This is a genomic window from Bifidobacterium subtile (assembly GCF_000741775.1).
In the GTDB taxonomy this organism is placed as follows: Bacteria; Actinomycetota; Actinomycetes; order Actinomycetales; family Bifidobacteriaceae; genus Bifidobacterium; species Bifidobacterium subtile.
Genome location: NZ_JGZR01000005.1, coordinates 14,456 through 35,011, shown reverse-complemented (window position 1 = coordinate 35,011; position 20,556 = coordinate 14,456). Strand labels below are relative to the sequence as shown.

The following is a 20,556-nucleotide window of genomic DNA, read 5'->3' as shown; positions in this document are numbered from 1 at the left end:
TACGACGTCACGGACGAAAGGATTGCGATGGCCCAGGATTATGATTCCCCTCGCAACAAGGACGAGGACGAGGAATCGCTGCAGGAGCTTGGCAAAGGTTCGCAGAATTCCTCCAACGAGATCGACGACGACGAAAACGCCATCGCCGAAGACTATGAGCTGCCCGGAGCCGACTTGAGCAACGAGGATGCCTCGGTCACGGTCATCCCCATGCAGGGCGACGAGTTCGTCTGCTCGCAGTGCTTCCTGGTGAGGCATCGCAGCCAGCTGGCCTATATGGACGAGGACGGCCAGCCGGTCTGCAAGGAGTGCGCTGCCTGATGGCCTACGACGAGGCATACAACGAACCGGAGCATGTCGAGGTGCTGGTGCGTTCCATCGATTCGTCGCAGCCGGTGACGTTGTCCTATGCGATCGCGGGGGACGCCGGCGCGGATCTGAAAACCACTGAGGATTTCACGCTCAAGCCCTTCCAACGGGCCTTGGTGCCCACGGGCGTCGCCATCGCGCTGCCCGCCGGGTACGTCGGCCTGGTGCACCCGCGTTCGGGGCTTGCTGCCAAGCAGGGCGTCACGGTGCTCAATGCGCCGGGAACGATTGATGCAGGCTATCGCGGGGAGATCAAGGTGCCGATCATTAACCTTGATGCGGAGCATACCGCGGTGTTTCACGCGGGCGACCGCATCGCGCAGCTCGTCATCCAGCGGTACGTCGAGGCGCGGTTCGTTTCGGCCGCGGTCCTGCCCGGCTCCGATCGGGCGCAGCGCGGCTTCGGCTCGACCGGTATATCGTCGTAGGGGCTGCTTCGGTCGCGCCAGCGTCACGATGTCTGCTGGATGACGTGAGCGTTGGCGCTGCAATCGTCTTTGGTGCGCGCTTTTGGCACGGTCGGCGGGCCGCGCCGCGACGTGCCGATAGTGAAAAGCTCGAGGCGAAGGTAGGATGAGGAAACAGTGCGAGGGAGGTGGATCGATGTCCGGCAAGGAAAGCGAAAGCGGCGGTTCGGCCCGTATGCTGGGTTGTGAGATCAGCGGTGATCCGCTCGATCCGCTCGCCCCAATCGTGCGAGTGTGCTCATATCATCATCCCGATGGGGATATGGAGATTCTCGAACGGGCCTACCGACGTGCGGTCAGGCAGCATTCCACGCAGCGCCGCAAGTCAGGCGAGCCGTACATCATTCACCCGCTGGCGGTTTCCCAGATTCTCGCGGACTTGGGCATGGGTCCCATCGTCGTGGCCGCAGGCCTGCTGCACGATACGGTCGAGGATACCGACTACAGCCTGGATGAATGCCGCGCCGAATTCGGCGACACGGTCACCGGTCTGGTCGACGGCGTCACCAAGCTGACGAAGATGGACTACGGCGATTCGGCGCAGGCTGAGACGATTCGCAAGATGGTCGTAGCCATGAGCCGCGATGTGCGCGTGCTCGTGGTCAAGCTGGCCGATCGGGTCCACAACGCCCGCACCTGGCGCTATGTCAAGCCTTCGAGCGCACAGAAGAAGGCTCGCGAAACGCTTGACGTCTATGCGCCGCTGGCGAACCGGCTGGGCATGAATGCCATCAAAACCGAGCTGGAGGAACTGAGCTTCAAGGTCCTCTATCCGAAGATCTACAACGAAATCGTCGTGCTCGTAGCCCGCCGGGCCGGGCAGCGCGACGTGTATCTCAAGCAGATTCTGGCCGAGATCAATGAGGATCTCGAATCGCAGCACATTACGGCGGCGGTCAGCGGGCGTCCGAAGGACTACTTCTCGATATACCAGAAGATGATCGTGCGCGGCCATGATTTCGCCAACATCTACGATCTGATGGGCGTGCGCATTATCGTCGACACGATTCAGGACTGTTATGCGGCCTTGGGGGCTGTGCACGCGCGGTGGAGTCCGGTGCCGGGCCGATTCAAGGACTACATCGCGATGCCCAAGCTCAACATGTATCAGAGCCTGCACACCACGGTCGTCGGTCCGGGCGGCAAGCCGGTCGAGATTCAGATTCGCACCTGGGATATGCATCGGCGCGCCGAATTCGGCATCGCCGCGCATTGGCGCTACAAGGAGAACGGACAAGCGGGCCGGCCTTTAAGCGCGCCGGACAAGGCCGATCGCCAGCGCAAGGACATCGACCATCAGGAGCTGAGCGAGGCCGACAATCTCAAGTGGATTCAGCAGCTCGCCGACTGGACGAGCGAAACGCCGGATTCCGACGAATTCCTAGGATCGTTGAAAGAGGACCTGGGCTCCGCCGAGGTCTACGTGTTCACGCCCAAGGGCAAGATCATCTCACTGCCGGCACGCGCCACGCCTATCGACTTCGCCTACGCCGTGCACACCGAGGTCGGACATCGCACCATGGGCGCCCGCGTCAACGGTCGCTTGGTGCCGCTGGACACCACGCTGGAGAATGGCGATACGGTCGAGATCCTCACCTCGAAATCCGACACCGCCGGTCCGTCGCGCGACTGGCTCAGCTTTGCGAAGAGCCCGAAGGCACGCAACAAGATTCGCCAGTGGTTCAGCAAGGAGCGACGCTCCGAGGCCATTGAAGAAGGCCGTGACGAGCTGACTCGGGCCATGCGCAAGCGCGGGCTTCCCGTCGCGTCGATGCTTACGCCCGGCGCGCTGATCGGCATAGCGGATGATCTCAATCTCGACAATGCCGACGCGGTATTCGCCGCGATAGGCGATGGGCAGATTTCGACCCAGAACGCGATCGCCCATCTGGTCAAGGACGCCGGCTCTGACGAGATCAGCGAGGAAGTCGAGCAGGAGGCGCTCCCGCTGCGCCAGATCGAGCAGGGCAAGGCCAAAACCAGTTCTTCCGGCGTGGCTGTCAAGGACGTCGGCGACGTGTGGGTCAAGCTGGCCCGCTGCTGCACGCCGGTCCCCGGCGACGAAATCCTCGGCTTCATCACGCGCAATCAGGGCGTTTCGGTGCATCGCGCCGACTGCCAGAACATGCTCGACTTGGAGAAGCACCAGCCCGAGCGCGTCATCGAGGTGCAGTGGACCAGCACCAAGGGTTCGTTCATGGTCAGGATCCAGGTCGAGGCGCTCGACCGCCCGCACCTACTCTCCGACGTGACCCGCGTGCTCTCCGAGCACGGCGTGAACATCATTTCCGGTTCGGTCTCCACCGGCTCGGACCGCGTCGCCACCAGCCAGTTCTCTTTCGAGATGGCCGATCCGCAGCATTTGAACCGTCTGCTGGCCTCGGTGCGCAAGATTGAAGGCGTCTTCGACGTCTACCGCATCACCGGCGCCAAGGACTCCGCCGAACCGCGCCTGCGCAAGATGTAGCGGTGGGGGTATGCTCAGACTTCCAGCAGCGCTTCGGCAGTCGCACGGTCGGTGACGAGCGCGTTGATGAGTTTGCCCACCAGACAGGCACGGATTGCCTTGAGTTTCGGGGCTCCCCAGGAGACGCCGATGACTAAAGGCATGCGCCTGAGACGTTGGAAATCGATGGATATCGTCCGGTCGCACAGCTCGGTGTGGATATGGTTGCCGTCAGCGTCGATGAGATGGCCGCAGATATGGCCGACGACGTTTTGATTTTGTATCTCTTGTATTGTTCGTTGATCCATGTAGCCGTCGAAGATATGACCCAACCGCTGTTTGGTGGCCGCACCGACACCTACGATGGCTACGTCAGCACCGCCTCCAAGGGCCAAAGCGGTGGCAATTTGCGGTTCCTTGCGCATAGCATTGGCGATATTGCTGGATGACAGGATCATAGGCACTGGCAGAATGGTGAAGGTGCCGCCCAGCCGTTGCGCCAGCATGCGGCACACGTCGGAGGAGTCGATCATCGGGTTGCCTGGGTTCAGCGTGCCGATCATCTGGGCGACATTCGATTTCGGCCAATCACATGTCGGCACTTCGCGCACGGTGGCGGCCACGGCATAGCCGTTCGACACGGTGATCAAAGAGTTCGGCACGCAGGTTTCCGAGAATAGCGCCGCAGCGCATCGGGGCACTATATGCTCGGGAGTCTCTCCACGAGGTACTTCGGCCACCCGGACGTGGGTGAGATGGAACTTATGCTTCAGTGCATCTTCCAACGAGCGCAGATGCTCCAAAGGATGCCCGATGGTGATATGCACGATGCCCAGCTCGCGGGCCTCCTTAAGCATCCGCGAGATGGTGGCGTGCGAATAGCCAATGTCCTTGGCGATCTGAGACTGCGTCTTGTTCTCTTGATAGTAGGCGCGCGCTACTTTGAGCACCAGGCTGACGTGATTACGGGATTCGGTGGTGGTGAACGATTCATCAATGAACATATGTTCATCTTATGACAAATATAACGATAAATCACCGATATTTAAATATAAATAACAAGATATACTCTATATACTTATTGCATATGCAATGAACAATTGTTCATCAATGAATTGATTTTGCTGTTGGTGATGACCTATCTTCTCAACTGTCAGGTTCCCCGGGCGCTGTGGGCACGGGGCAACGAAACGGAAGAACAAAGGAGTTGTCATCATGGCATTTGCACGTACGATTCTAGGAGATGTGGACCCTGATTCCTTGGGCGTCGTTGACGCGCATGACCATCTCATCCGTGTCGGCGCGGGGGAGGTCTACATCGACCGCGACCATCAGCTTGATTCCGTCGAAAAGGCCGTCGAAGAAGGCGGCTACTTCGCGCAGGCATCCAAGCAGTGGAGCGCCAATGGCGGCACCATCGTCGATATGTGCCCCATCAACTGCGGCCGCAATCCCGACAAGCTCGCCGAAGTGGCGAGGACAGTCGAAGGGCTGCAGGTCATCGCCGCGACGGGCTTCCACCGCGAGCATGTCTATTTGGAGACGCAGTCGCACTGGATCAACCGCTACTCGGTCGACGCCATCGCCGAACTAGTCATCGCGGATGTGCGCGAGGGCATCGATAAGAACGACTATTCCGGCCCGATTGTGGAGCGCACGCCGTACAAGGCAGGCATCATCAAGATCGGCACCGCCTACGGCGCGATCACGCCCTTCGAGCACAAGTGCATGGAGACCGCCGCCATTGAAGTGGACGGGGTTTTGTTCCTGATTTTCCCCAAATAAGGAATGATGGAATTATGGCAAGAAGATACGATGCGGAGTTCAGGGAGCGGGCTGTCCGGCTGCTGGCGGACTCGCGTGAAAACTATTCGTCGGAGACGAAGGCGTTGCAAGGCGTGGCGAAGAGCCTTGGCGTCGCCATGGAGTCGTTGCGCCGGTGGCAGCAGCGCTCGGATACGGCGGGTCCGGGCGAATCCGAAGAGTCGAAGAGGTCGCGCAAAGAAGTCGCGCAGCTGCGCCGCGCGAACGAGATCTTGAGTTCGGCGTCGGCTTTTTCCGCAGGCACAGGCTCGACCCGACACGACGCTGATGATCGAGTGCATCGATGTTCATCGCCGCCGGTTCGGGGTCGGGCCGATCTGCAGGACGCTCAGGGCCTCGCCGGATTGCGGGTTCATCATCCCGAGGGCCTGCTGGCGGACCAAGGCGCGTGCCGTCTCGCGGATGCGGGCCCGTCACGAGGCGCTAAGCCGTGACCTCGCGCTGATTCACGCGCACCGGTTCATGGCCGTGTACGGCTACCGCAAGATGTACGCCCGGCTGCTGCGCCAGGGTTGGACCGGCATCGGACGTGATCAGGTGCTGGGCGTGATGCGCTCACTGGGCATGCGGGGTGTTCGCCGCGGACGCATCCCCGTGACCACGCGGCCGGCCAGAAGCCGGGGCGGACGCGAGGATCTGGCGCAACGCCGCTTCACGGCCGACGCCCCAGGCCTCCTGCAGGTTGCCGATATCACGTACGTGCGGCTTTCGGACGGGAGTTTCGCGTACGTGGCGTTCGTGGCCGACGCGTTCGCCCGAAGGATCGTCGGCTGGGCGGTCTCCGCCGGCCAACGCACCAGGGAACTGCCCCTGGTCGCGTTGGACCAGTCGATCGCCTGGATGGCCCGGCATGGCGACGCCCAGGGCCTGATCCGCCACTCGGATCACGGCACCCAGTACATCAGCGCCCTGTACGGCACGCGCCTTAGGGAGAATGGCATCCTCGCGTCCACCGGCACGGTGGGCGACTCGCGCGCCTTCGCCCTGGCCGAAACCATCAACGGCGCGTACAAAAACGAGCTTATCCACCGATTCGCGTTCGAGACCGTGCGGGCCTTGGAAACGGCGACCTTCCAATGGGTCTCCTGGTGGAACGAGCAGCGCCTGCGCCAGCACCTCGGCTACCGGACACCAGCCGAAGTGGAAAACCTGTACTATCAAACCAAGGCGACACCAGTCACCCAATAAAACACAGGGAACAAAACCCAGTCCACTTCAGTATGACGGTAACTCCATGAACTTCAGCAACCTACCTGATGACGTGCAAGAACGGATCCTCGACTATGAGCTGTTTGTATACGTATGTGATGGCACCGATTCCGAAAAGCTCAAATGGTTTAAGACCATCAACATAGCGGGTGAACGTCTCACCGATCAGGAACTACGCAACGCCGTGTATGCAGGAACGTGGACGGCATCCGCAAAAAAGTACTTCAGCAAAACAAATTGCGCAGCCTCGCGCTACGGTTCGAATGTGGGCTGTGAAGGCTATGTAAGAGGCGAAAGCATCCGTCAGGAGATTTTGGAAACTGCCATGTCGTGGATTTCCGATCGTGATGGAATCAGTATTGACGAATACATGTCAAGGCATCAAGAAGACCAGACGGCACAGGAACTGTGGAGCTACTTCAGGACTGTCATCGACTGGGTCGAGGGGCTGTTCACCAAGTACCGCAAAGAGATGAAAGGGCTGCCTTGGGGTCTGTGGTACAACGAGCTAAATGGACATACCGCAGATCTCAAACCTAAAGAGCTGGAAGAGAAAGTCTCTGAGCTGATGGCCGATGATGATGTGACACGCAAAGCCGGGGTTTATGAATATCTACTGTTCGGCGATGAAAAAGCGCTCAGCATTCGTGCGTTTTCAAACCGTGATAAGAGGCAGGCCTATGAACGTCAGAAGGGCATCTGCCCATTGTGTGGCAAGCATTTTGAGCTTGACAAGATGCAGGCCGACCATATCAAACCATGGAGTGAGGGCGGGCATACTGTACCCGAGAATTGCCAGATGCTGTGTACTCAGGACAATATAAGAAAAAGTAACCACTGATTGCAAGAAAATGGCCTCACGCTTTAAAACGTGAGGCCATTATCTGACATGGTTGGCAAATTAGTGTTTTCGGCGTTTCGGCCATTTGACCTTGATGCCACCATGTTCCTTAATGTAGTTATTCAGGTCGGCTCGAGCGATACAGTCTTTGCTGCCTATGCGCATGGAAGGTAGAACGTCCATCATGAGCCTTGCCTTGGAGCGTCCCACCTTGAACATCGCTGCTAGATCGCTGGCGTAGAGGAAATCGCCGGTTCGCTCGCATGTACGAGTTGTGGATGTTGTGTTCGTGTCCATGTTCATTCCCTCCTTAGCTTGTGCCAGTAACTCCAAATGACTTCGCGGCAGAACACGACCTGTCTGGTGGCGAAATCCAGTAGTTCCTTGTGTTTTTCCTGACAGATCTTCAGTAGTGTGAAATATCCGTCCGGCCCTTCGTCCTCGACTACTCTCACGATGGACATCGCCTCATCCTTGGAACCATTTGTGAGGGCCAATTTCCGCCAGTCCGCACCATTGATCTCGATAACGTCACGAGGTGAATACTGGGCCTTCTGAGGGTCATCCAGATGCACTAGGTATCTCGCCATGCCCCTTGGGCTCTCTAGCCGTAAAATGACCTTAGGGCCATTGAATTGGGCAAAGAATTTCTCGGCATTCGCCTTTGTGGTCGTGTTGCTCCACATCGCTATGACGTGACGATGAGGTTTCTTCAATTCGCCTGTTTTCGGATCGGCTATGTCGCTGTCGTGCAATGGAGAGACGAGTATCTGCAAACCGCTGAATCGCATACGCTCCTCCCAGTCCATGGGGCAGCTGTCCTGATAAATCAATCCGGCCCAGTATCGTCCCTTTCCGTAGTTTTTAGTACCCATAGCGGATTCCCCCATCTCACATCTCACAGGGGGTGTCATCGTTTATCCGGATAAACGCTCTGTTCTTGAATACCAGGGCAGTCAGCACCGGGATGGTAAACAGTGGCAGCGTGACATTGCTAAACGGAGATTCTTGGACCGAGAAGGGTGGGAATTATTCGACGTCTTCGCCAAGGATCTGGAGGACGAAGCGAGTTGGAATAAGTTGATCGCCTCTATCGTTGCTCGTGTCGGAGTGGGCCATGATTTTCTCACTCTATGAGTCATGCGGGGAGAGTGAGAAAATCAATATCCCCAGAGAGCCTCAGCATCACAGGAGGAAATGATGTGGTGACGATTTCGCACTCTCTGGCAAGGGATGTGAGAGTGCGAATGTATAGGGAAGTGCGATCGCAAGAGTGCAGACGAACAGGTCAGGGGAGTGTGATCGAGAGAGTGCGCGAGCCACCGCCCCCCCCCCCCCCCTACATATCTTCGAGCGCGTCTTGGTTGAGAATGCGCAGGGTGCGCCGGTTCCGCGCAATCAACCCCTCATCCTCGAACGACCTCAACTTTCGTGAGAGTGTCTCGGGGGTGGTCCCCAGCAGATGCGCCAATTCCTTCATCCGTATGGGTAGGGTGAAGGTCAGGGATCCGGAGGCCTTCGAGAGGTCCAGCAGATACGCGGCGAGGCGCTCTTCTACGCGGTCCATGCCCAGGAATCCGTTGATTTGTTCCAAAGTGGCCAGCTTTGCGGCGTTGAGTTCCAAGAGACGCACGCTCAACAGCGGTTGCTCGAGCAGTATTTTGTGAAAGTCACGGTGGGAGAGCAGACATACCTCTGTGGTCTCGAGCGCCTGGCCGTACAACGAATCGTTGGGTTGGCCCAGCAGCCACGCCTCGCCCTCGTAGCCGCCCGGCTCTTGCACGCGCAGCAATTGCTCGCGCCCGTTGCGGCTCATGCGGTACACCTTGAGAGATCCACGCGCCACGATGATGAGCCTGAGCTCGTCGCCGGGCATGAACACCTGTTCGCCCTTGTGAAACACGCGGTGCTGCAGGTGCGCGTCGATGAAGTCCTGATCGCTCTGCGGCAGCTCGGCAAACAACGGCACGAGCCCCGCGCACTGGTGATCGTGCTCGGGGCTTACGTGCGCGTTGCGCGAATCGTGCACGCTATGAGAACCGCCCATATCGTGCACGTCGTGCGCACTCTGAGACTCGTGAGAACTACTCGTCATCCTCATCGTCATCGTCGTCATCAACTTCCTTGTACAAACCGTCGGTCGGATCGTTGCCGAGGAACAGCTGCGCCTCCAAAATCTGGCGCTTTGCCCAGGCGCGGAACTCGCTCAGGGTGGAGCTCAGCGCGGTCTTGGATTCGGAGTCCGCCAGCGCAATCGCCTTGCCCACGAAGATCAGCTGCCAATCGAAATCGTGGATGAGATCGGTGAGTTGTGCGGCCCCGTCTTCGTACTTGCGCGCCGGGTCTTCCTCGAGCTTTCCGTATTCGTTTATCTGCGCGGTGGTCGTGGGGATCATCTCGTTGTCGCTAGCCAGCACATCGTCGAGAGAGTCGATCATCGCTGACTCAAACTTAATCCATTCGGCCGCATGAAGCTGCAGGAAAAGTCGCGTGGCACCCTTCGCAAACCACCGCGCCTGACGAATCTTCAAGATGTCGAGGAACAGGTTGGCAATAATATGGCCCGTCATCGCGCCAGCGGTGGGGGCGTGGTGATCCTTATCGGACTGCACCGCCTCCTGCTCGTAGCGCTGCTGCGGGGTGAGTGCGGACGCCGCGGAATCGTTGTTCGTCATCAGTTTTGCTCCTTTACAGTTACCTTTTCGACTGAATATCCCAGCTCGCTCACGATCGAAGCCAGCGACTGTGCGTCAGTGGCCTTCTCGTCGAAAAGCGCCTTCACTTTGCCTGCGTTGAATAGCACGTTGACCTCGTCGACGCCGTTCTGCTTGCTCAGTGCGGTCTGGATGGTGGTGAGGCAGGACGGGCACGTCATGCCGCCAACCCTCAAAATTGCCTTCTGCATGGTAGCTACTTCCTTTCGAGCCGGAGCAAGATGCGCGGCCCCTCGTTCTTTGTACTTCTAATGTATGTGGCGGCGTGCGTTTCACACTTGACGCGCGTCAAGTTTCGAGTCAAGTTTCGCCTCAAATTTCGTATTGATTTTCTTGTGCAGCAGCCGCAGCGCGTTGACGACGACCACGAGAATGCTTGCCTCATGCACGAACATGCCCGACGCCATGTAGATGAAGCCTGCGAACAGTCCGATGAAGAGGAACAGCACCGTCGCCATTGCAATCCCGATGTTCTCGCGCGTGTTCGCGACGGTGGCGCGGGCGATTCCGTAGGCCACCGGCAGCTTGGAGATGTCGGAATTGAGCAGCACGACGTCCGAAATCTCGACGGCGGTCGCTGTGCCATTGCCCATCGCGATGCCGAGATCGGAGGCGACGAGAGCGGGACTGTCATTGATGCCGTCACCCACAAAGGCGACCTTGCGGCCAGAACCCTGCAGTTTCGCGATGAAGTCAGCCTTGTCTTGTGGCAGCATCGCGCCGAGCGCTTCGTCGAGCCCGAGCTGGGCGGCAATGGCGTCGACGGTCTCCTGTGTATCTCCCGAGAGCATGACGAGGTGCTTGATTCCGCGGTCTTTCAGCTCGCGCAACGCTCCCGCTGCGGAATCTCGCAGCGCGTCGCCGATTGCGGCGGTGAGGCGCAGCGTTCCGTCCACCGCCGCGTACACGACGGACAACCCCTGCGAGCCCCACGCAGCCGCAAGATGAGTTGCGGAAGTTGCGGAAGTGGCGGCCGACGTACCATCCGTCGCCTCGTCTGCCGCGGCCGGCGTACCTGTTGCGTCGAGTGGGATTCCCTGTGCCTCCATCAGCGCGAGGTTGCCGATGGCGACCTCGTGGCCTGCGACCGTTGCGACAAGCCCCTTCCCGGCCACAACGTGCGTGGCGGTGACGGCGGTGTAGTCGGAGACGTTGCGTTCAGTTTTCGCGTAGTCGACCACGGCTTGAGCCAGCGGATGGGTCGACTCATGTTCGGCGCTCGCGACGAGATGCCACACTTCGGTAGTGCTGACAGGAGAGGAGCCCGAGGTTCTGACATCTGCGCTCCCGACGCCTGCGCTCTCAGCATCTGCGAAATCCTGCGCGTGCACCACAGAGGGATGCCCGGTGGTCAGCGTTCCGGTCTTGTCGAACACCACGGTGTCCACTTCGCTCAGCGTCTGCAGCATCTGCGCGCCCTTGGCGAGGACGCCATGACGTGCGCCGAGACCAATTCCTGCAACGTTGGACACGGGTACGCCGATGACCAACGCACCGGGGCAGCCGAGCACGAGGATGGTGATGGCGAGGCGCACGTCTCGTGTCACGATGCCGACGACGAGCGCGATAAGCAGCACGATGGGTGTGTAGTACTTTGCGAAGCGGTCGATGAAGCGCTGGGCGGAGGTCTTCGAGTCCTCGGCCTCTTCCACCAGCTCGATGATCTTGCCGAAAACGGTGTCCTCGCCGACTTTCGTGGCCTGGACCACGATGGTGCCGTCGGTGAGCGTGGTGCCGGCGAAGACTTCGTCGCCTGGTTCTTGAGCGTCGGCGCTGGCTGACTTGTGCTTGGGCAGTGGCTCTCCCGTCACGCTCGCCTCGTCGAGGTGGGCGTCGCCGAAGACTATCTGGCCGTCGACGGGAACCTGTGAGCCGGTGGTCACCAGAAGGTAGTCGCCCACGTCGATCTCGTCCACGTCCACCTCCTCCGGATTGCGATCGGTGGGGGAATCGATGCGCTGTGCCGTCTGCGGTGCCATTTGAGTGAGATCCTTGATGGCAAAGCGCGTTTTGGCAAGCGTTGCATCCTCGATGACCTCGCCGAGGAGGAATAGCCACGTGACGATTCCCGCCTCGCTGAACTCACCGATGATGAGTGCGCCGACGACGGCCACGCTTACCAGCAGCTCGATGGAGACCACTTTGAATTTCAGTGAGGTGATGGCCTTGATGATCAAGGGCACGAGCCCCACAACCCCGACCGCGATATAGAGAGTGGAACTGGTGATTTTCCACGCTGCTGAGAGCGTGGGGATGAGTGGCGTAAAAGCGTAGTGGGCGATGAGGGCCACCGCGATGGCCACGCTCATCGCGATGACGATGGTCCGCTTGTGCTGGGTGAAGAACCTCTGTAGTGCGAGCATCTTTTCTCCTTTGTTCTACCTCGTAACTTATGGGGTGCGTGGCCTGGGGAAGTTGATGAACGTCAAGAAACGAAAAATTGCGAGATTTTGATAGGAGTGGGAGGCGGGGCGAAGTTTAGGAGAGAAGATGTGTGCTCAAGCTCACTGTGAGCAAGCTCTCATAGCTTGGAGGTGCCTGGAACCGTTGATATATCAGGGATTATGGAGGATGTGAGCGAGGTCATACAGCTGAAAGCTGGCGTAACTAGTGGGACTCTGAGAGCCTGTCAAGTGTGGAGATGCGATTAGACAAGAATATAGAGACCCTTACAATCCAGACCGATGGCCCCGTGACGGTGGCACAGTCTGGTGCGCCGGAGGCACAAGGCAGTGGAGTGGACCAGCCCGCGCCGCCCATGCACCCGCTATTCCCTGGGCGCCGTTTCATCAGCACGGTTCTGGATGTGTTCGACAGCAAGCAGGAGATGACCGGTCATCTCATCGGCAAGTACCTGCAGCGCGCCACCATGGCGGGCTTCTTCGTCGGCATCTTCTTCACCACATATTTCGCGCTGGTGGCGAGATTCGCCGCCATGCCCGACGTTCCGGGAGCGGCACTCGTCGGAAAGGTCCTGGGATCGCTGACCTTCGGATGGGCCCTCGTCCTCATCTACTACACCAATTCTGAGCTGCTGACCTCCAACATGATGGTGGTGAGCATCGGTGCCTATCACAAGCGCATCACGTGGCTGCGCTCGCTGAAAATCCTTGGTCTCTGCCTCGTGGGGAATCTGCTGGGCGGTCTCGTCATCGCGGTTCTTCTGCGCTTCTCTAGCGTGGTTGACGGCGATATTCTCGCGCAAATGGTTTCTGCCGCCGCAATGAAAACGGGCTATCTCACGCAAGGTTTTGCCGGAGTCATGGACCTCTTCGTGCGCGCTATCCTATGTAACTTCTGCATCAACATCGCCATGCTCATGGTCTACAACGGCAAGCTCACCAACGACTTCACCAAGTGCGTCATCATGGTGGTCGCCGTCTTCGTCTTCGCCTTCCTCGGTCTTGAGCACTCCATCGCCAACTCGGTCCTCTTCCTCATCGTCGGCCTCCACGGCGCGGTCGATCCGCTTCTCGCCGTGGGCAGCATAGCCGTCACCATCTTGGGCAACTTCGTGGGCGGAGGGCTTCTCATCGGTCTCAACTTCGCAGTAATGAATGATGAGGAACGGCATCATCCCTTGGTGCGCTTGGCGCACGGGGGCTCCAAGAACCTCGGCGACTACGAGGATTTCGAAGATTTTGAGAACGAGGATCCTGCGGAGAAGGGATATTGCGGGCGCATTTTCGGGCCGATTTCAGCGCATTTCATACTCTCTCCACAAGATTGAATGTGATGTATACAGTGCGGAAATCATTTGCGACTTTATACTTTTCTTGAAACTGTGGAGGGCCGCCGCATGAGTTCTTCGGCGACGGGCGCCCATCAAGCGAACTCTATGACAAGGAACAGTATGACTATCAAGATTGGAATCCTGGGGTACGGCAACCTGGGGCGCGGTGCAGAATCTGCGATTGCGCAAAATGAAGACATGGAACTCGTCGGAGTTTTCACCCGTCGCGACCCCTCCACCCTCACCATCGCCACCCAGGGCGTGCCGGTGCGCAGCGCCAACGACTTGCTGGAAGGCGAGAAGCTCGACATTGACGTGCTCGTCATCTGCGGCGGTTCGGCGACGGATCTCCCTGAAATGACGCCAAAGTACGCGGCTCGCTACAACGTCATCGACAGCTTCGACACCCACGCGCGCGTTCCCGAGCACTTCGCCAACGTGGATAAGGCTGCCGGCAACAACGGTAACGTCGCGCTGATTTCCGCGGGTTGGGATCCGGGCCTCTTCTCCCTCAACCGCCTCTTCGGAAACTGCTTCATTCCGCAGGGCAAGGGCTACACATTCTGGGGCCCCGGCGTGAGCCAGGGGCATTCGGACGCCACGCGCCGCATCGACGGCGTGCTCGACGCCCGCCAGTACACGCTGCCTGTGGAGAAGGCTCTCGACGAAGTGCGCTCCGGGTCCAACCCCGAGCTCACCACTCGCCAGAAGCACACGCGCGAGGTCTTCGTCGTGGCGGCTGAGGGTGCGGACCGCGACGAGATCACCAAGCAGATCGTGACGATGCCGAATTACTTCGACGAGTACGACACCACAGTTCACTTCATTTCCCAAGAGGAGATGGATCGCGATCACTCCGGTCTGCCTCACGGCGGCTTCGTGCTGCGTTCCGGTGCCATGGCGTCGGGTGCCACGAGCGTGATTGAGTACTCGCTCAAGCTCGATTCCAATCCCGACTTCACTTCGAGCGTGCAGCTCGCTTACGCGCGCGCCGTCGCCCGCCTGAACGCTGAGGGCCAGAAGGGTTGCCGCACGGTGTTCGACGTGGCGCCTGCCTACCTCTCGCCCTTCGACGGGGATTACCTGCGCAGCCACTTCCTGTGAGGGTGATGGTCTGAGGCAGGCTACCTAAGGCGGCCTGTTCGTGACCCCTTGCTCGAGACCGTTCTTGTGACCGCTTGTTCGAGGCCGCTTGCGCGAGACTGTAGGTTTTTGCCCACTTTTGGTGCCTATCCGGCCAGAAAGTGGGCAAAAACCTACAGTCTCGGGTAGGTGAGTGACCGGGGGGCAGGTGCGTTAGGAGCTGAGCCGAGTGCCGGACTGGTATGAATAACTGGCACAAGATACAAAAAAGCCCGGAACCGCTATGATTCCGGGCTATTTGGTAGCGGGGTCAGGATTTGAACCTGAGACCTCTGGGTTATGAGCCCGGCGGTCGCACTGCACTGTACTTCATGGAGCCAGGAGCGGGCCCTATGCCGGCGAACGTCATCTACGACCGCGAATGGACCACATTCCGTGCCACGGGCATCGATGAATATGATTGGGACTCGATTCTGGACACCAAGGTCGTCTTTCTGACCGGCATCACCGCATCCCTCACCGACATCACGGCGCAGGTGGTGCGCTACGCCGCCGACGAAGCGATCAAGCGCGGCGCTGAGGTGATTCTCGACGTCAACTTCCGGCGCAAGCTGTGGAGCGGCGGGCGGGCGCGTGAAGTCCTCGAACCTATCGCTGCGCAGACCAGCGTGCTGTTCTGTTCCATGTCCGACGCCAGAAAGGTCTTCGGCATCGAAGGAACGCCTGAAGAGGTGACCGATGCGCTTATGCAGCGCTTCGGCTGCAAGTACGTCGTCTCGACCAATCATAGGGCCGTATCTGCGCGGTGCCGAAGGATTCACCGCCTATACGACTACGCCAGTGCCCGTCATCGACAGGCCGGGCGCGGGCGACGCGTTTGTCGCGGCGACGATTCACGGATACCTGTCAGGCGATATCGCTTCGGGTGTCCAATGGGGCCAGCGCGCCTCCGAATTCGCCATCACCCACAAGGGCGATCTGACACGCATACGGGCGGGCGAGCTGCACATCCCCCTGGGGACTGACATCGATCGCTGAGCATATATACACTGCATTAGTTGAAGGATGAAAAAATGAGTAATACTGCAGTCGCTGCAACGCATGCCCCAGGGACGGCATACGAGCAAATCGACGCGAGGCCGCTCACCGGCCACCAGAAAAGCATCATCTCGCTGGTCGTCGTCGGCAACATCTCGGAGTTTTTCGACATGTTTCTGATTGGGTTCGTGGTTTCGCTACTGACCGTCGCCTGGCATTTGACAGGAGTGGAGGCTGGGGGCATCCTGGCATGCTCCGGTTTGGGCACGGTCATCGGCTCCATCATGTGGGGCGGTCTAGCAGACCGGTTCGGCCGCAAGCGCGCCTTCCAATGGTGTGTGGTCTGCTTCGTCGCGTTCACGGCCCTCTCCGTGTTTCTGCCTACCGGGGCATGGCTGCTGCTGGCCATATTGCGTGTTGGTGTTGGTGTTGGCGTCGGCGGCCTGAACATCACCTCGATTCCCTACGTGCAGGAGTTCGTGCCGTCCAAGTCGCGCGGACTGCTCTCGGGTCTGGCTTCGGTGTTCATCCCCTTGGGCCTGCTGCTTGGCTCCATATCCCAAAGCATCGTCGGCGACAACTGGCGCGTGCTCATCGCGCTAGGCGTACTGCCGGTGTTCCTGCTCGTCTGGCTGAGATTCGTTCCTGAGTCCCCTCGTTTCTACCAGATCAAGGGGCGTGATGACGATGCGCGCAAAGCCCTGGCATGGGCTTTGGAAATGCCTGTCGATCAGGTCGGCGAGCTGCCGCAGGTGGCGCTTATGGAGAAGGCCAATTACCGTGTGCTGTTCTCGAAGCATCTGAAGTCCTTGGTGATCATTTCGCTCGGGTCGTTCTGCTTCATTCTGGGCAGCTTCGCGATTCAGTCCTGGGGCCAGACCCTGCTGAAAGACGCCTTCGGATTCCCCATCCAAACGGTCGCCTACCTGTTCATGGGGGTTTCCGTAGCCGACTGCATCGGCCGCTTCGGATCCGCCTGGCTCGCCGACGTCATCGGCCGCCGGTGGACGATGTTCCTCTTCGGCATCATCGGCGCGGCCGGATGCTTCTACGCGGCATTCTTCCATGATTCCGGCTGGGAGTTCTACATAGCGGTGCTGGTCATCATGACCTTCGCGGACGGCGCGTTCGGCATCCTCAATGCCTTCGGCGGCGAGCAGTTCCCCAACGATGTTCGTTCCACCGGCTTGGGAGTCGGATACGGCATTGGCGCAATTGCAAAAGTCGTCGGCCCGGCATTCATGGGGCTTCTGGTGGGCGGCAATTTCATCGCCCAGCACATCGACATCGGCGTCATCACCACGGCATTCACCTTCTTCGGCGCATGCCTGACCGTTGGCGCAGTCACCTACCTGTTCGCGCGGGAAACCAAAGGCAAGAATCTCGAAAGCCTGTGACGACTGCGAGCGGTGGATATAACTTCGTGGCTGGCTGCGTCGAGGCTTGAGGTGTTTGGCTTCTACGGGTCGCGTCGTGAGTTCACGGCTCTTGGGTTCAGGCTGCGGATGCGCAGCTTACAGGTCGATGCAATGTCGTGACTGCGCCTGAAACCGGCTATCTGCGTTACGTGAGGCGTTAGATTGACCTTGCCCAGGTCTATCTGCGTTATGTGAGGCGCTATTTTTCGGAGAGGCAAGTATCGAGAGGCCAAAAACCGTCATTTTCAGCCAGCGATACTTGGAGTGCCATGAGATTAGCGCCTCACATAACGCAGATAGACCTCCGCAGCACGCCAATAACGCCTCACATAACGCAGATACGCCTGCGGATCAGCTCAGTCATGCACGGCAGCGTATGGAGACACGTCAGTGGTTGACTCCCGTGCAGCCAATGAGGCCGACAAGGTTCTATAGCCTTCCACGCGAAAGCAATGCGAGGAGCAGTTGCACAGCGGAATGTGGCGACACAGCACAGTCAACCGTCGCAATGCAACAAACAGATGAAAACAATTAAGAAATGAGGTAATTATCATGGCAACATTGGCTGATTTTGGACCGGAAACAGTAGCCGAAGTGAAGCAGGTGCGGCAGGTCGTCGCCGATCTGCACAAGCAGCTCATCACGTGGAATCTGGTCGTGTGGACTGCAGGCAATGTCTCGCAGTGCCTGCGCACCGCTGATCTGCTGGTGATCAAGCCATCCGGCCTGCGCTACGAGTATCTGACGCCGGACTCGATGGTGGTGTGCGACTTGGACGGCAACGTGGTCGACGGAGCCGAGGCACCGTCATCCGACACCGCATCGCACGCCTACATCTACCGTCACATGCCCGGCGTATACGGCGTAGTGCACACCCATTCGACCTATGCGACCGCATGGGCGGCCACCGGGCAGAACATCCCATGCGGCCTGACGATGATGGGCGACGAATTCGGCGGCCCCGTGCCGGTCGGACCCTTCCGACTCATCGGTTCGGAAGCCATCGGCAAAGGCGTAGTGGATACCCTCAGGCAGTACCCGCATTCCTCCGCCGTCCTCATGCGCAACCACGGTCCATTCGTCATCGGCAAGGATGCCGAAGACGCCGTCAAGGCAGCCGCTATGACCGAAGAAGTGGCGCACACTATGTGGGCGGCCCGGCAGATCGGCGACATCATCCCCATCGAGCAGTCGGATGTAGACAGGCTCAACGACCGCTACCAACACGTCTACGGCCAGCACTGATGCGATGGAGCGTCTTCTGCGTTACGGAAGACTCGACGTACCCTTGTACGCCTTCGCCTTCCGCGCCTTGAAGACGCACGCATCGCATCAGTGCTGGTTTCCAGCACCGGTGTCAGAGGGCGTCCCCTGCGTTGCAGAAAGCTCGACGTACCCTTGTACGCCTTCGCCTTCCGCGCCTTGAAGACGCACGCATCGCATCAGTGCTGGTTTCCAGCACCGGTGTCAGAGGGCGTCCCCTGCGTTGCAGAAAGCTCGACGTACCCTTGTACGCCTTCGCTTTCTGCGCCTTGGGGCCGCACACGTCATGTCAGTGCTGGTGCGGCGGGGTGCATTTGGTGGGGTCATACTTGCTTTGTATGCCTGATGTTTAGGGAGATTGCCGCCGCTACGACTGCTACGAAGCAGCCGATCAGCAGGCCGACGCGGAATCCTGACTGGCTGGGAATCGTCGCGCCGCCGAGGTGCACGCTCATGCCCGCGAGAATCATGGCGATGACCGCTGAGGACACCGACGTGCCTATCGAGCGCATCACCGTGTTGAAGCTGTTCGCCGAGGCCTTCTCGTTGGTGGGCACGCCGTTCATGATGAGAGTCGGCATGGCGCCGAATGCGAGGCCGGTTCCCATGCTGCCGATGACCGAGGCGACAACGAGCGCAACCAGCGAATGCATGAGCAGCGCAGCACAGGCATAGCCTACGGCCATCACAAGCGCCCCGCATATCAGCGTGGTCTTCGCGCCCCGGGATTTGGTGATGTGTGCGCCCAGTGACGAAACCGCCATCATGCCCAGGCCGCTAGGCGCCATGCACAGCCCCATCTCCAGCATGCTCAGTCCCAGCCCGTATCCGGTCGCAGTAGGCAGCTGCATGAGCTGGGGCAGCAGCAGCGACTGCGAGTACATGGCGAATCCGATGAAAATCGACGCGATATTCGTGAACAGCACGTTGTGCTTGCGGGTCGTGCGCAGATCGACCAGCGGATTGGTGTGGCGCAGCTCCCAATAGCCCCAGGCGAGCGCCACGACGAGCGCGGCGGCGAACAGGCCGATGGTCTCCGGGCTTCCCCAGCCCCATGAGCCTCCGTCGATGATCGCCAGCAGCAGGCACAGCAGCGCGACGCCCAATCCGATCGTTCCGACAAAGTCAAAAGTATTGTAGGATTTCGGCTCTGCCGGAGCGGGGATGAGCACGGCAATAAGGATGACGATGGCCAGCGCTATGACGAAGTCAGCCATGAACAGCCCCCGCCAGTTGATGTATTCGATTACTGCGGCGGCTGCGGGCAGGCCGAGCGCCCCGCCGATGCCCAAGTGAATGAAGCTGATGAACGTGTCAGCGGGCGGGCGAGTGTTTCTGCAGCGGAGCGAAGCGTTGCGGCTCCGCCGGCGGCAGTGGCTGAGAACATCGTCGCCATCGAGTATGAGGCGCTGCTGCTCGGCAAGCGGATCACCCGCGTGGCCGGTTTTCGCGGATCCCGCCTGGGCATGCTTGACCGCAGCGCCTACATACTGCTCGTCAGCTTGGAGGACCAGCCGAAGAGCATCGGCGAACTCAGCGAAATAACCGGTTTGGACGCTTCCACGCTCAATCGGCAGACGGCCGCGATGCGGCGGCAGAACATAATTCAGCGCATCCCCGACCCCGACGGCGGCATGGCCCGCAAATTCACGCTCACGCAGGAGGGCGAGCGCAGTCTTGCCCAACAGCGGGAGCGGAATCTCGGAGCTTTGTCCACAGTCCTCTCTGATTGGAGCTCTGAGGAGATCGCTCGCTTCGCTGCCGCGCTCACTAGGTTCAACCGCGCGGTGCAAAGTCTCGAAATGCGTAACGACTCATGACATGGCCGGCTGCGTCCGTTCTGTACACCGAGTTCCTATTCATTGTTCCGCGACGAGTACATTGCGCCCAGCTGAACAGCGGGCGCTGTCCTCAGATCAGTGCTAGTATGCCAAGCAGTATGGCGTTGATCCGTTATCAGCGGGGAGTCTTCGGAAGAACGATTGCGGTCGTTCGGCCTGCCTTGATTGCGGTTCATCGGGCCGGCTGTATGACAGCGATTCAGTAGAACCGACGGGTTCGGCCCGACATAGCCGGATCGAGCGGCCGTGCGCGAGTCTCGTGGAAATATAGCGAGACGGACATGCGGCAAGCGAGGTGGTACCGCGGTGG

19 protein-coding genes and 1 pseudogene are annotated in these 20,556 nt (G+C 59.4%); 12 read left to right on the top strand and 8 right to left on the bottom strand.

Annotated features, from left to right (window positions below; translation table 11 throughout):
- Positions 1-27 precede the first annotated feature (27 nt).
- The 3 genes from BISU_RS03825 to BISU_RS03815 all read left to right on the top strand — a co-directional run bounded on the left by BISU_RS03825 (position 28) and on the right by BISU_RS03815 (position 3,303).
- Positions 28-321 carry a DUF4193 domain-containing protein gene (locus tag BISU_RS03825; protein WP_024463336.1) on the top strand — a complete coding sequence of 98 codons (294 nt, stop codon included), beginning with the start codon at positions 28-30 and terminating at the stop codon, positions 319-321.
- Positions 321-797 (top strand): dUTP diphosphatase, encoded by a 477-nt coding sequence (gene dut, locus BISU_RS03820; RefSeq protein WP_024463335.1) that lies wholly within the window; start codon positions 321-323, stop codon positions 795-797. Before BISU_RS03825 ends, dut begins: the two co-directional genes overlap by 1 nt.
- Positions 798-972: 175 nt before the next feature.
- Positions 973-3,303, top strand: coding sequence for a RelA/SpoT family protein (locus BISU_RS03815; RefSeq protein ID WP_024463334.1), 2,331 nt, complete (start codon positions 973-975; stop codon positions 3,301-3,303).
- A gap of 14 nt (positions 3,304-3,317) precedes the next feature.
- Here BISU_RS03815 and BISU_RS03810 read toward each other — a convergent pair whose 3' ends face one another.
- Entirely contained in the window at positions 3,318-4,286 is a 969-nt protein-coding gene (locus tag BISU_RS03810; RefSeq protein WP_024463333.1) for a sugar-binding transcriptional regulator, read from the bottom strand.
- A 211-nt stretch (positions 4,287-4,497) separates the two neighbouring features.
- On the opposite strand from BISU_RS03810, the gene BISU_RS03805 reads away from it, so the two are divergent.
- From BISU_RS03805 to BISU_RS03790, 3 genes and pseudogenes are all read left to right on the top strand, one after another.
- A complete protein-coding gene (locus tag BISU_RS03805) occupies positions 4,498-5,067 on the top strand; it encodes a phosphotriesterase family protein (RefSeq protein WP_024463332.1) in 570 nt (189 codons plus the stop codon).
- A 14-nt stretch (positions 5,068-5,081) separates the two neighbouring features.
- A pseudogene (locus BISU_RS03795) lies at positions 5,082-6,344 on the top strand (IS3 family transposase).
- On the top strand, positions 6,341-7,156 hold the full coding sequence (locus BISU_RS03790; protein WP_024463329.1) for an HNH endonuclease: 816 nt from the start codon (positions 6,341-6,343) through the stop codon (positions 7,154-7,156). The pseudogene BISU_RS03795 and the gene BISU_RS03790 overlap by 4 nt, the downstream one beginning before the upstream one ends.
- Before the next feature lie 60 nt (positions 7,157-7,216).
- On the opposite strand, the gene BISU_RS03785 is transcribed toward BISU_RS03790, so the two are convergent.
- From BISU_RS03785 to BISU_RS03760, 6 genes are all read right to left on the bottom strand, one after another.
- On the bottom strand, positions 7,217-7,453 hold the full coding sequence (locus BISU_RS03785) for a hypothetical protein (RefSeq protein ID WP_051246054.1): 237 nt from the start codon (positions 7,451-7,453) through the stop codon (positions 7,217-7,219).
- Between the two features lie 2 nt (positions 7,454-7,455).
- Positions 7,456-8,031: a Rep family protein gene (locus tag BISU_RS11960; RefSeq protein WP_226839142.1), complete on the bottom strand. Its 576-nt coding sequence runs from the start codon at positions 8,029-8,031 to the stop codon at positions 7,456-7,458.
- Between the two features lie 464 nt (positions 8,032-8,495).
- Positions 8,496-9,272: a Crp/Fnr family transcriptional regulator gene (locus BISU_RS03775; protein WP_024463326.1), complete on the bottom strand. Its 777-nt coding sequence runs from the start codon at positions 9,270-9,272 to the stop codon at positions 8,496-8,498.
- The gene (locus BISU_RS03770; RefSeq protein WP_024463325.1) at positions 9,241-9,831 is read right to left on the bottom strand and encodes a ferritin family protein; all 591 of its coding nucleotides are present in this window, start codon (positions 9,829-9,831) and stop codon (positions 9,241-9,243) included. Before BISU_RS03770 ends, BISU_RS03775 begins: the two co-directional genes overlap by 32 nt.
- Positions 9,831-10,061: a heavy-metal-associated domain-containing protein gene (locus tag BISU_RS03765; protein WP_024463324.1), complete on the bottom strand. Its 231-nt coding sequence runs from the start codon at positions 10,059-10,061 to the stop codon at positions 9,831-9,833. Before BISU_RS03765 ends, BISU_RS03770 begins: the two co-directional genes overlap by 1 nt.
- Positions 10,062-10,142: 81 nt before the next feature.
- Positions 10,143-12,233, bottom strand: a complete 2,091-nt coding sequence (locus tag BISU_RS03760) for a heavy metal translocating P-type ATPase (RefSeq protein ID WP_024463323.1) — start codon at positions 12,231-12,233, stop codon at positions 10,143-10,145.
- Positions 12,234-12,562: 329 nt separating this feature from the next.
- Between BISU_RS03760 and BISU_RS03755 the strand changes: the two genes are divergently transcribed.
- The 5 genes from BISU_RS03755 to BISU_RS03735 all read left to right on the top strand — a co-directional run bounded on the left by BISU_RS03755 (position 12,563) and on the right by BISU_RS03735 (position 18,387).
- The gene (locus tag BISU_RS03755; protein WP_226839143.1) at positions 12,563-13,600 is read left to right on the top strand and encodes a formate/nitrite transporter family protein; all 1,038 of its coding nucleotides are present in this window, start codon (positions 12,563-12,565) and stop codon (positions 13,598-13,600) included.
- 123 nt (positions 13,601-13,723) lie between these two features.
- Positions 13,724-14,707 carry a diaminopimelate dehydrogenase gene (locus BISU_RS03750; protein WP_024463321.1) on the top strand — a complete coding sequence of 328 codons (984 nt, stop codon included), beginning with the start codon at positions 13,724-13,726 and terminating at the stop codon, positions 14,705-14,707.
- A gap of 371 nt (positions 14,708-15,078) precedes the next feature.
- Positions 15,079-15,711, top strand: coding sequence for a carbohydrate kinase family protein (locus BISU_RS13120; protein ID WP_051246035.1), 633 nt, complete (start codon positions 15,079-15,081; stop codon positions 15,709-15,711).
- A gap of 48 nt (positions 15,712-15,759) precedes the next feature.
- The gene (locus BISU_RS03740; protein WP_024463320.1) at positions 15,760-17,121 is read left to right on the top strand and encodes an MFS transporter; all 1,362 of its coding nucleotides are present in this window, start codon (positions 15,760-15,762) and stop codon (positions 17,119-17,121) included.
- Between the two features lie 573 nt (positions 17,122-17,694).
- Entirely contained in the window at positions 17,695-18,387 is a 693-nt protein-coding gene (locus BISU_RS03735) for an L-ribulose-5-phosphate 4-epimerase (RefSeq protein WP_024463319.1), read from the top strand.
- A gap of 341 nt (positions 18,388-18,728) precedes the next feature.
- Here BISU_RS03735 and BISU_RS03730 read toward each other — a convergent pair whose 3' ends face one another.
- Positions 18,729-19,697 carry an MFS transporter gene (locus BISU_RS03730; RefSeq protein ID WP_051246033.1) on the bottom strand — a complete coding sequence of 323 codons (969 nt, stop codon included), beginning with the start codon at positions 19,695-19,697 and terminating at the stop codon, positions 18,729-18,731.
- A gap of 81 nt (positions 19,698-19,778) precedes the next feature.
- On the opposite strand from BISU_RS03730, the gene BISU_RS03725 reads away from it, so the two are divergent.
- Entirely contained in the window at positions 19,779-20,225 is a 447-nt protein-coding gene (locus tag BISU_RS03725) for a MarR family winged helix-turn-helix transcriptional regulator (RefSeq protein ID WP_033502950.1), read from the top strand.
- Positions 20,226-20,556: the final 331 nt, after the last annotated feature.

Coding starts and splice junctions, on each gene's coding strand:
- BISU_RS03825 (WP_024463336.1), top strand. CDS start 28: ATGGCCCAGGATTATGATTCCCCTCGCAACAAGGACGAGGACGAGGAA.
- dut (WP_024463335.1), top strand. CDS start 321: ATGGCCTACGACGAGGCATACAACGAACCGGAGCATGTCGAGGTGCTG.
- BISU_RS03815 (WP_024463334.1), top strand. CDS start 973: ATGTCCGGCAAGGAAAGCGAAAGCGGCGGTTCGGCCCGTATGCTGGGT.
- BISU_RS03810 (WP_024463333.1), bottom strand. CDS start 4,286: ATGTTCATTGATGAATCGTTCACCACCACCGAATCCCGTAATCACGTC.
- BISU_RS03805 (WP_024463332.1), top strand. CDS start 4,498: ATGGCATTTGCACGTACGATTCTAGGAGATGTGGACCCTGATTCCTTG.
- BISU_RS03790 (WP_024463329.1), top strand. CDS start 6,341: ATGAACTTCAGCAACCTACCTGATGACGTGCAAGAACGGATCCTCGAC.
- BISU_RS03785 (WP_051246054.1), bottom strand. CDS start 7,453: ATGGACACGAACACAACATCCACAACTCGTACATGCGAGCGAACCGGC.
- BISU_RS11960 (WP_226839142.1), bottom strand. CDS start 8,031: ATGGGTACTAAAAACTACGGAAAGGGACGATACTGGGCCGGATTGATT.
- BISU_RS03775 (WP_024463326.1), bottom strand. CDS start 9,272: ATGACGACGATGACGATGAGGATGACGAGTAGTTCTCACGAGTCTCAG.
- BISU_RS03770 (WP_024463325.1), bottom strand. CDS start 9,831: ATGACGAACAACGATTCCGCGGCGTCCGCACTCACCCCGCAGCAGCGC.
- BISU_RS03765 (WP_024463324.1), bottom strand. CDS start 10,061: ATGCAGAAGGCAATTTTGAGGGTTGGCGGCATGACGTGCCCGTCCTGC.
- BISU_RS03760 (WP_024463323.1), bottom strand. CDS start 12,233: ATGCTCGCACTACAGAGGTTCTTCACCCAGCACAAGCGGACCATCGTC.
- BISU_RS03750 (WP_024463321.1), top strand. CDS start 13,724: ATGACTATCAAGATTGGAATCCTGGGGTACGGCAACCTGGGGCGCGGT.
- BISU_RS13120 (WP_051246035.1), top strand. CDS start 15,079: ATGCCGGCGAACGTCATCTACGACCGCGAATGGACCACATTCCGTGCC.
- BISU_RS03740 (WP_024463320.1), top strand. CDS start 15,760: ATGAGTAATACTGCAGTCGCTGCAACGCATGCCCCAGGGACGGCATAC.
- BISU_RS03735 (WP_024463319.1), top strand. CDS start 17,695: ATGGCAACATTGGCTGATTTTGGACCGGAAACAGTAGCCGAAGTGAAG.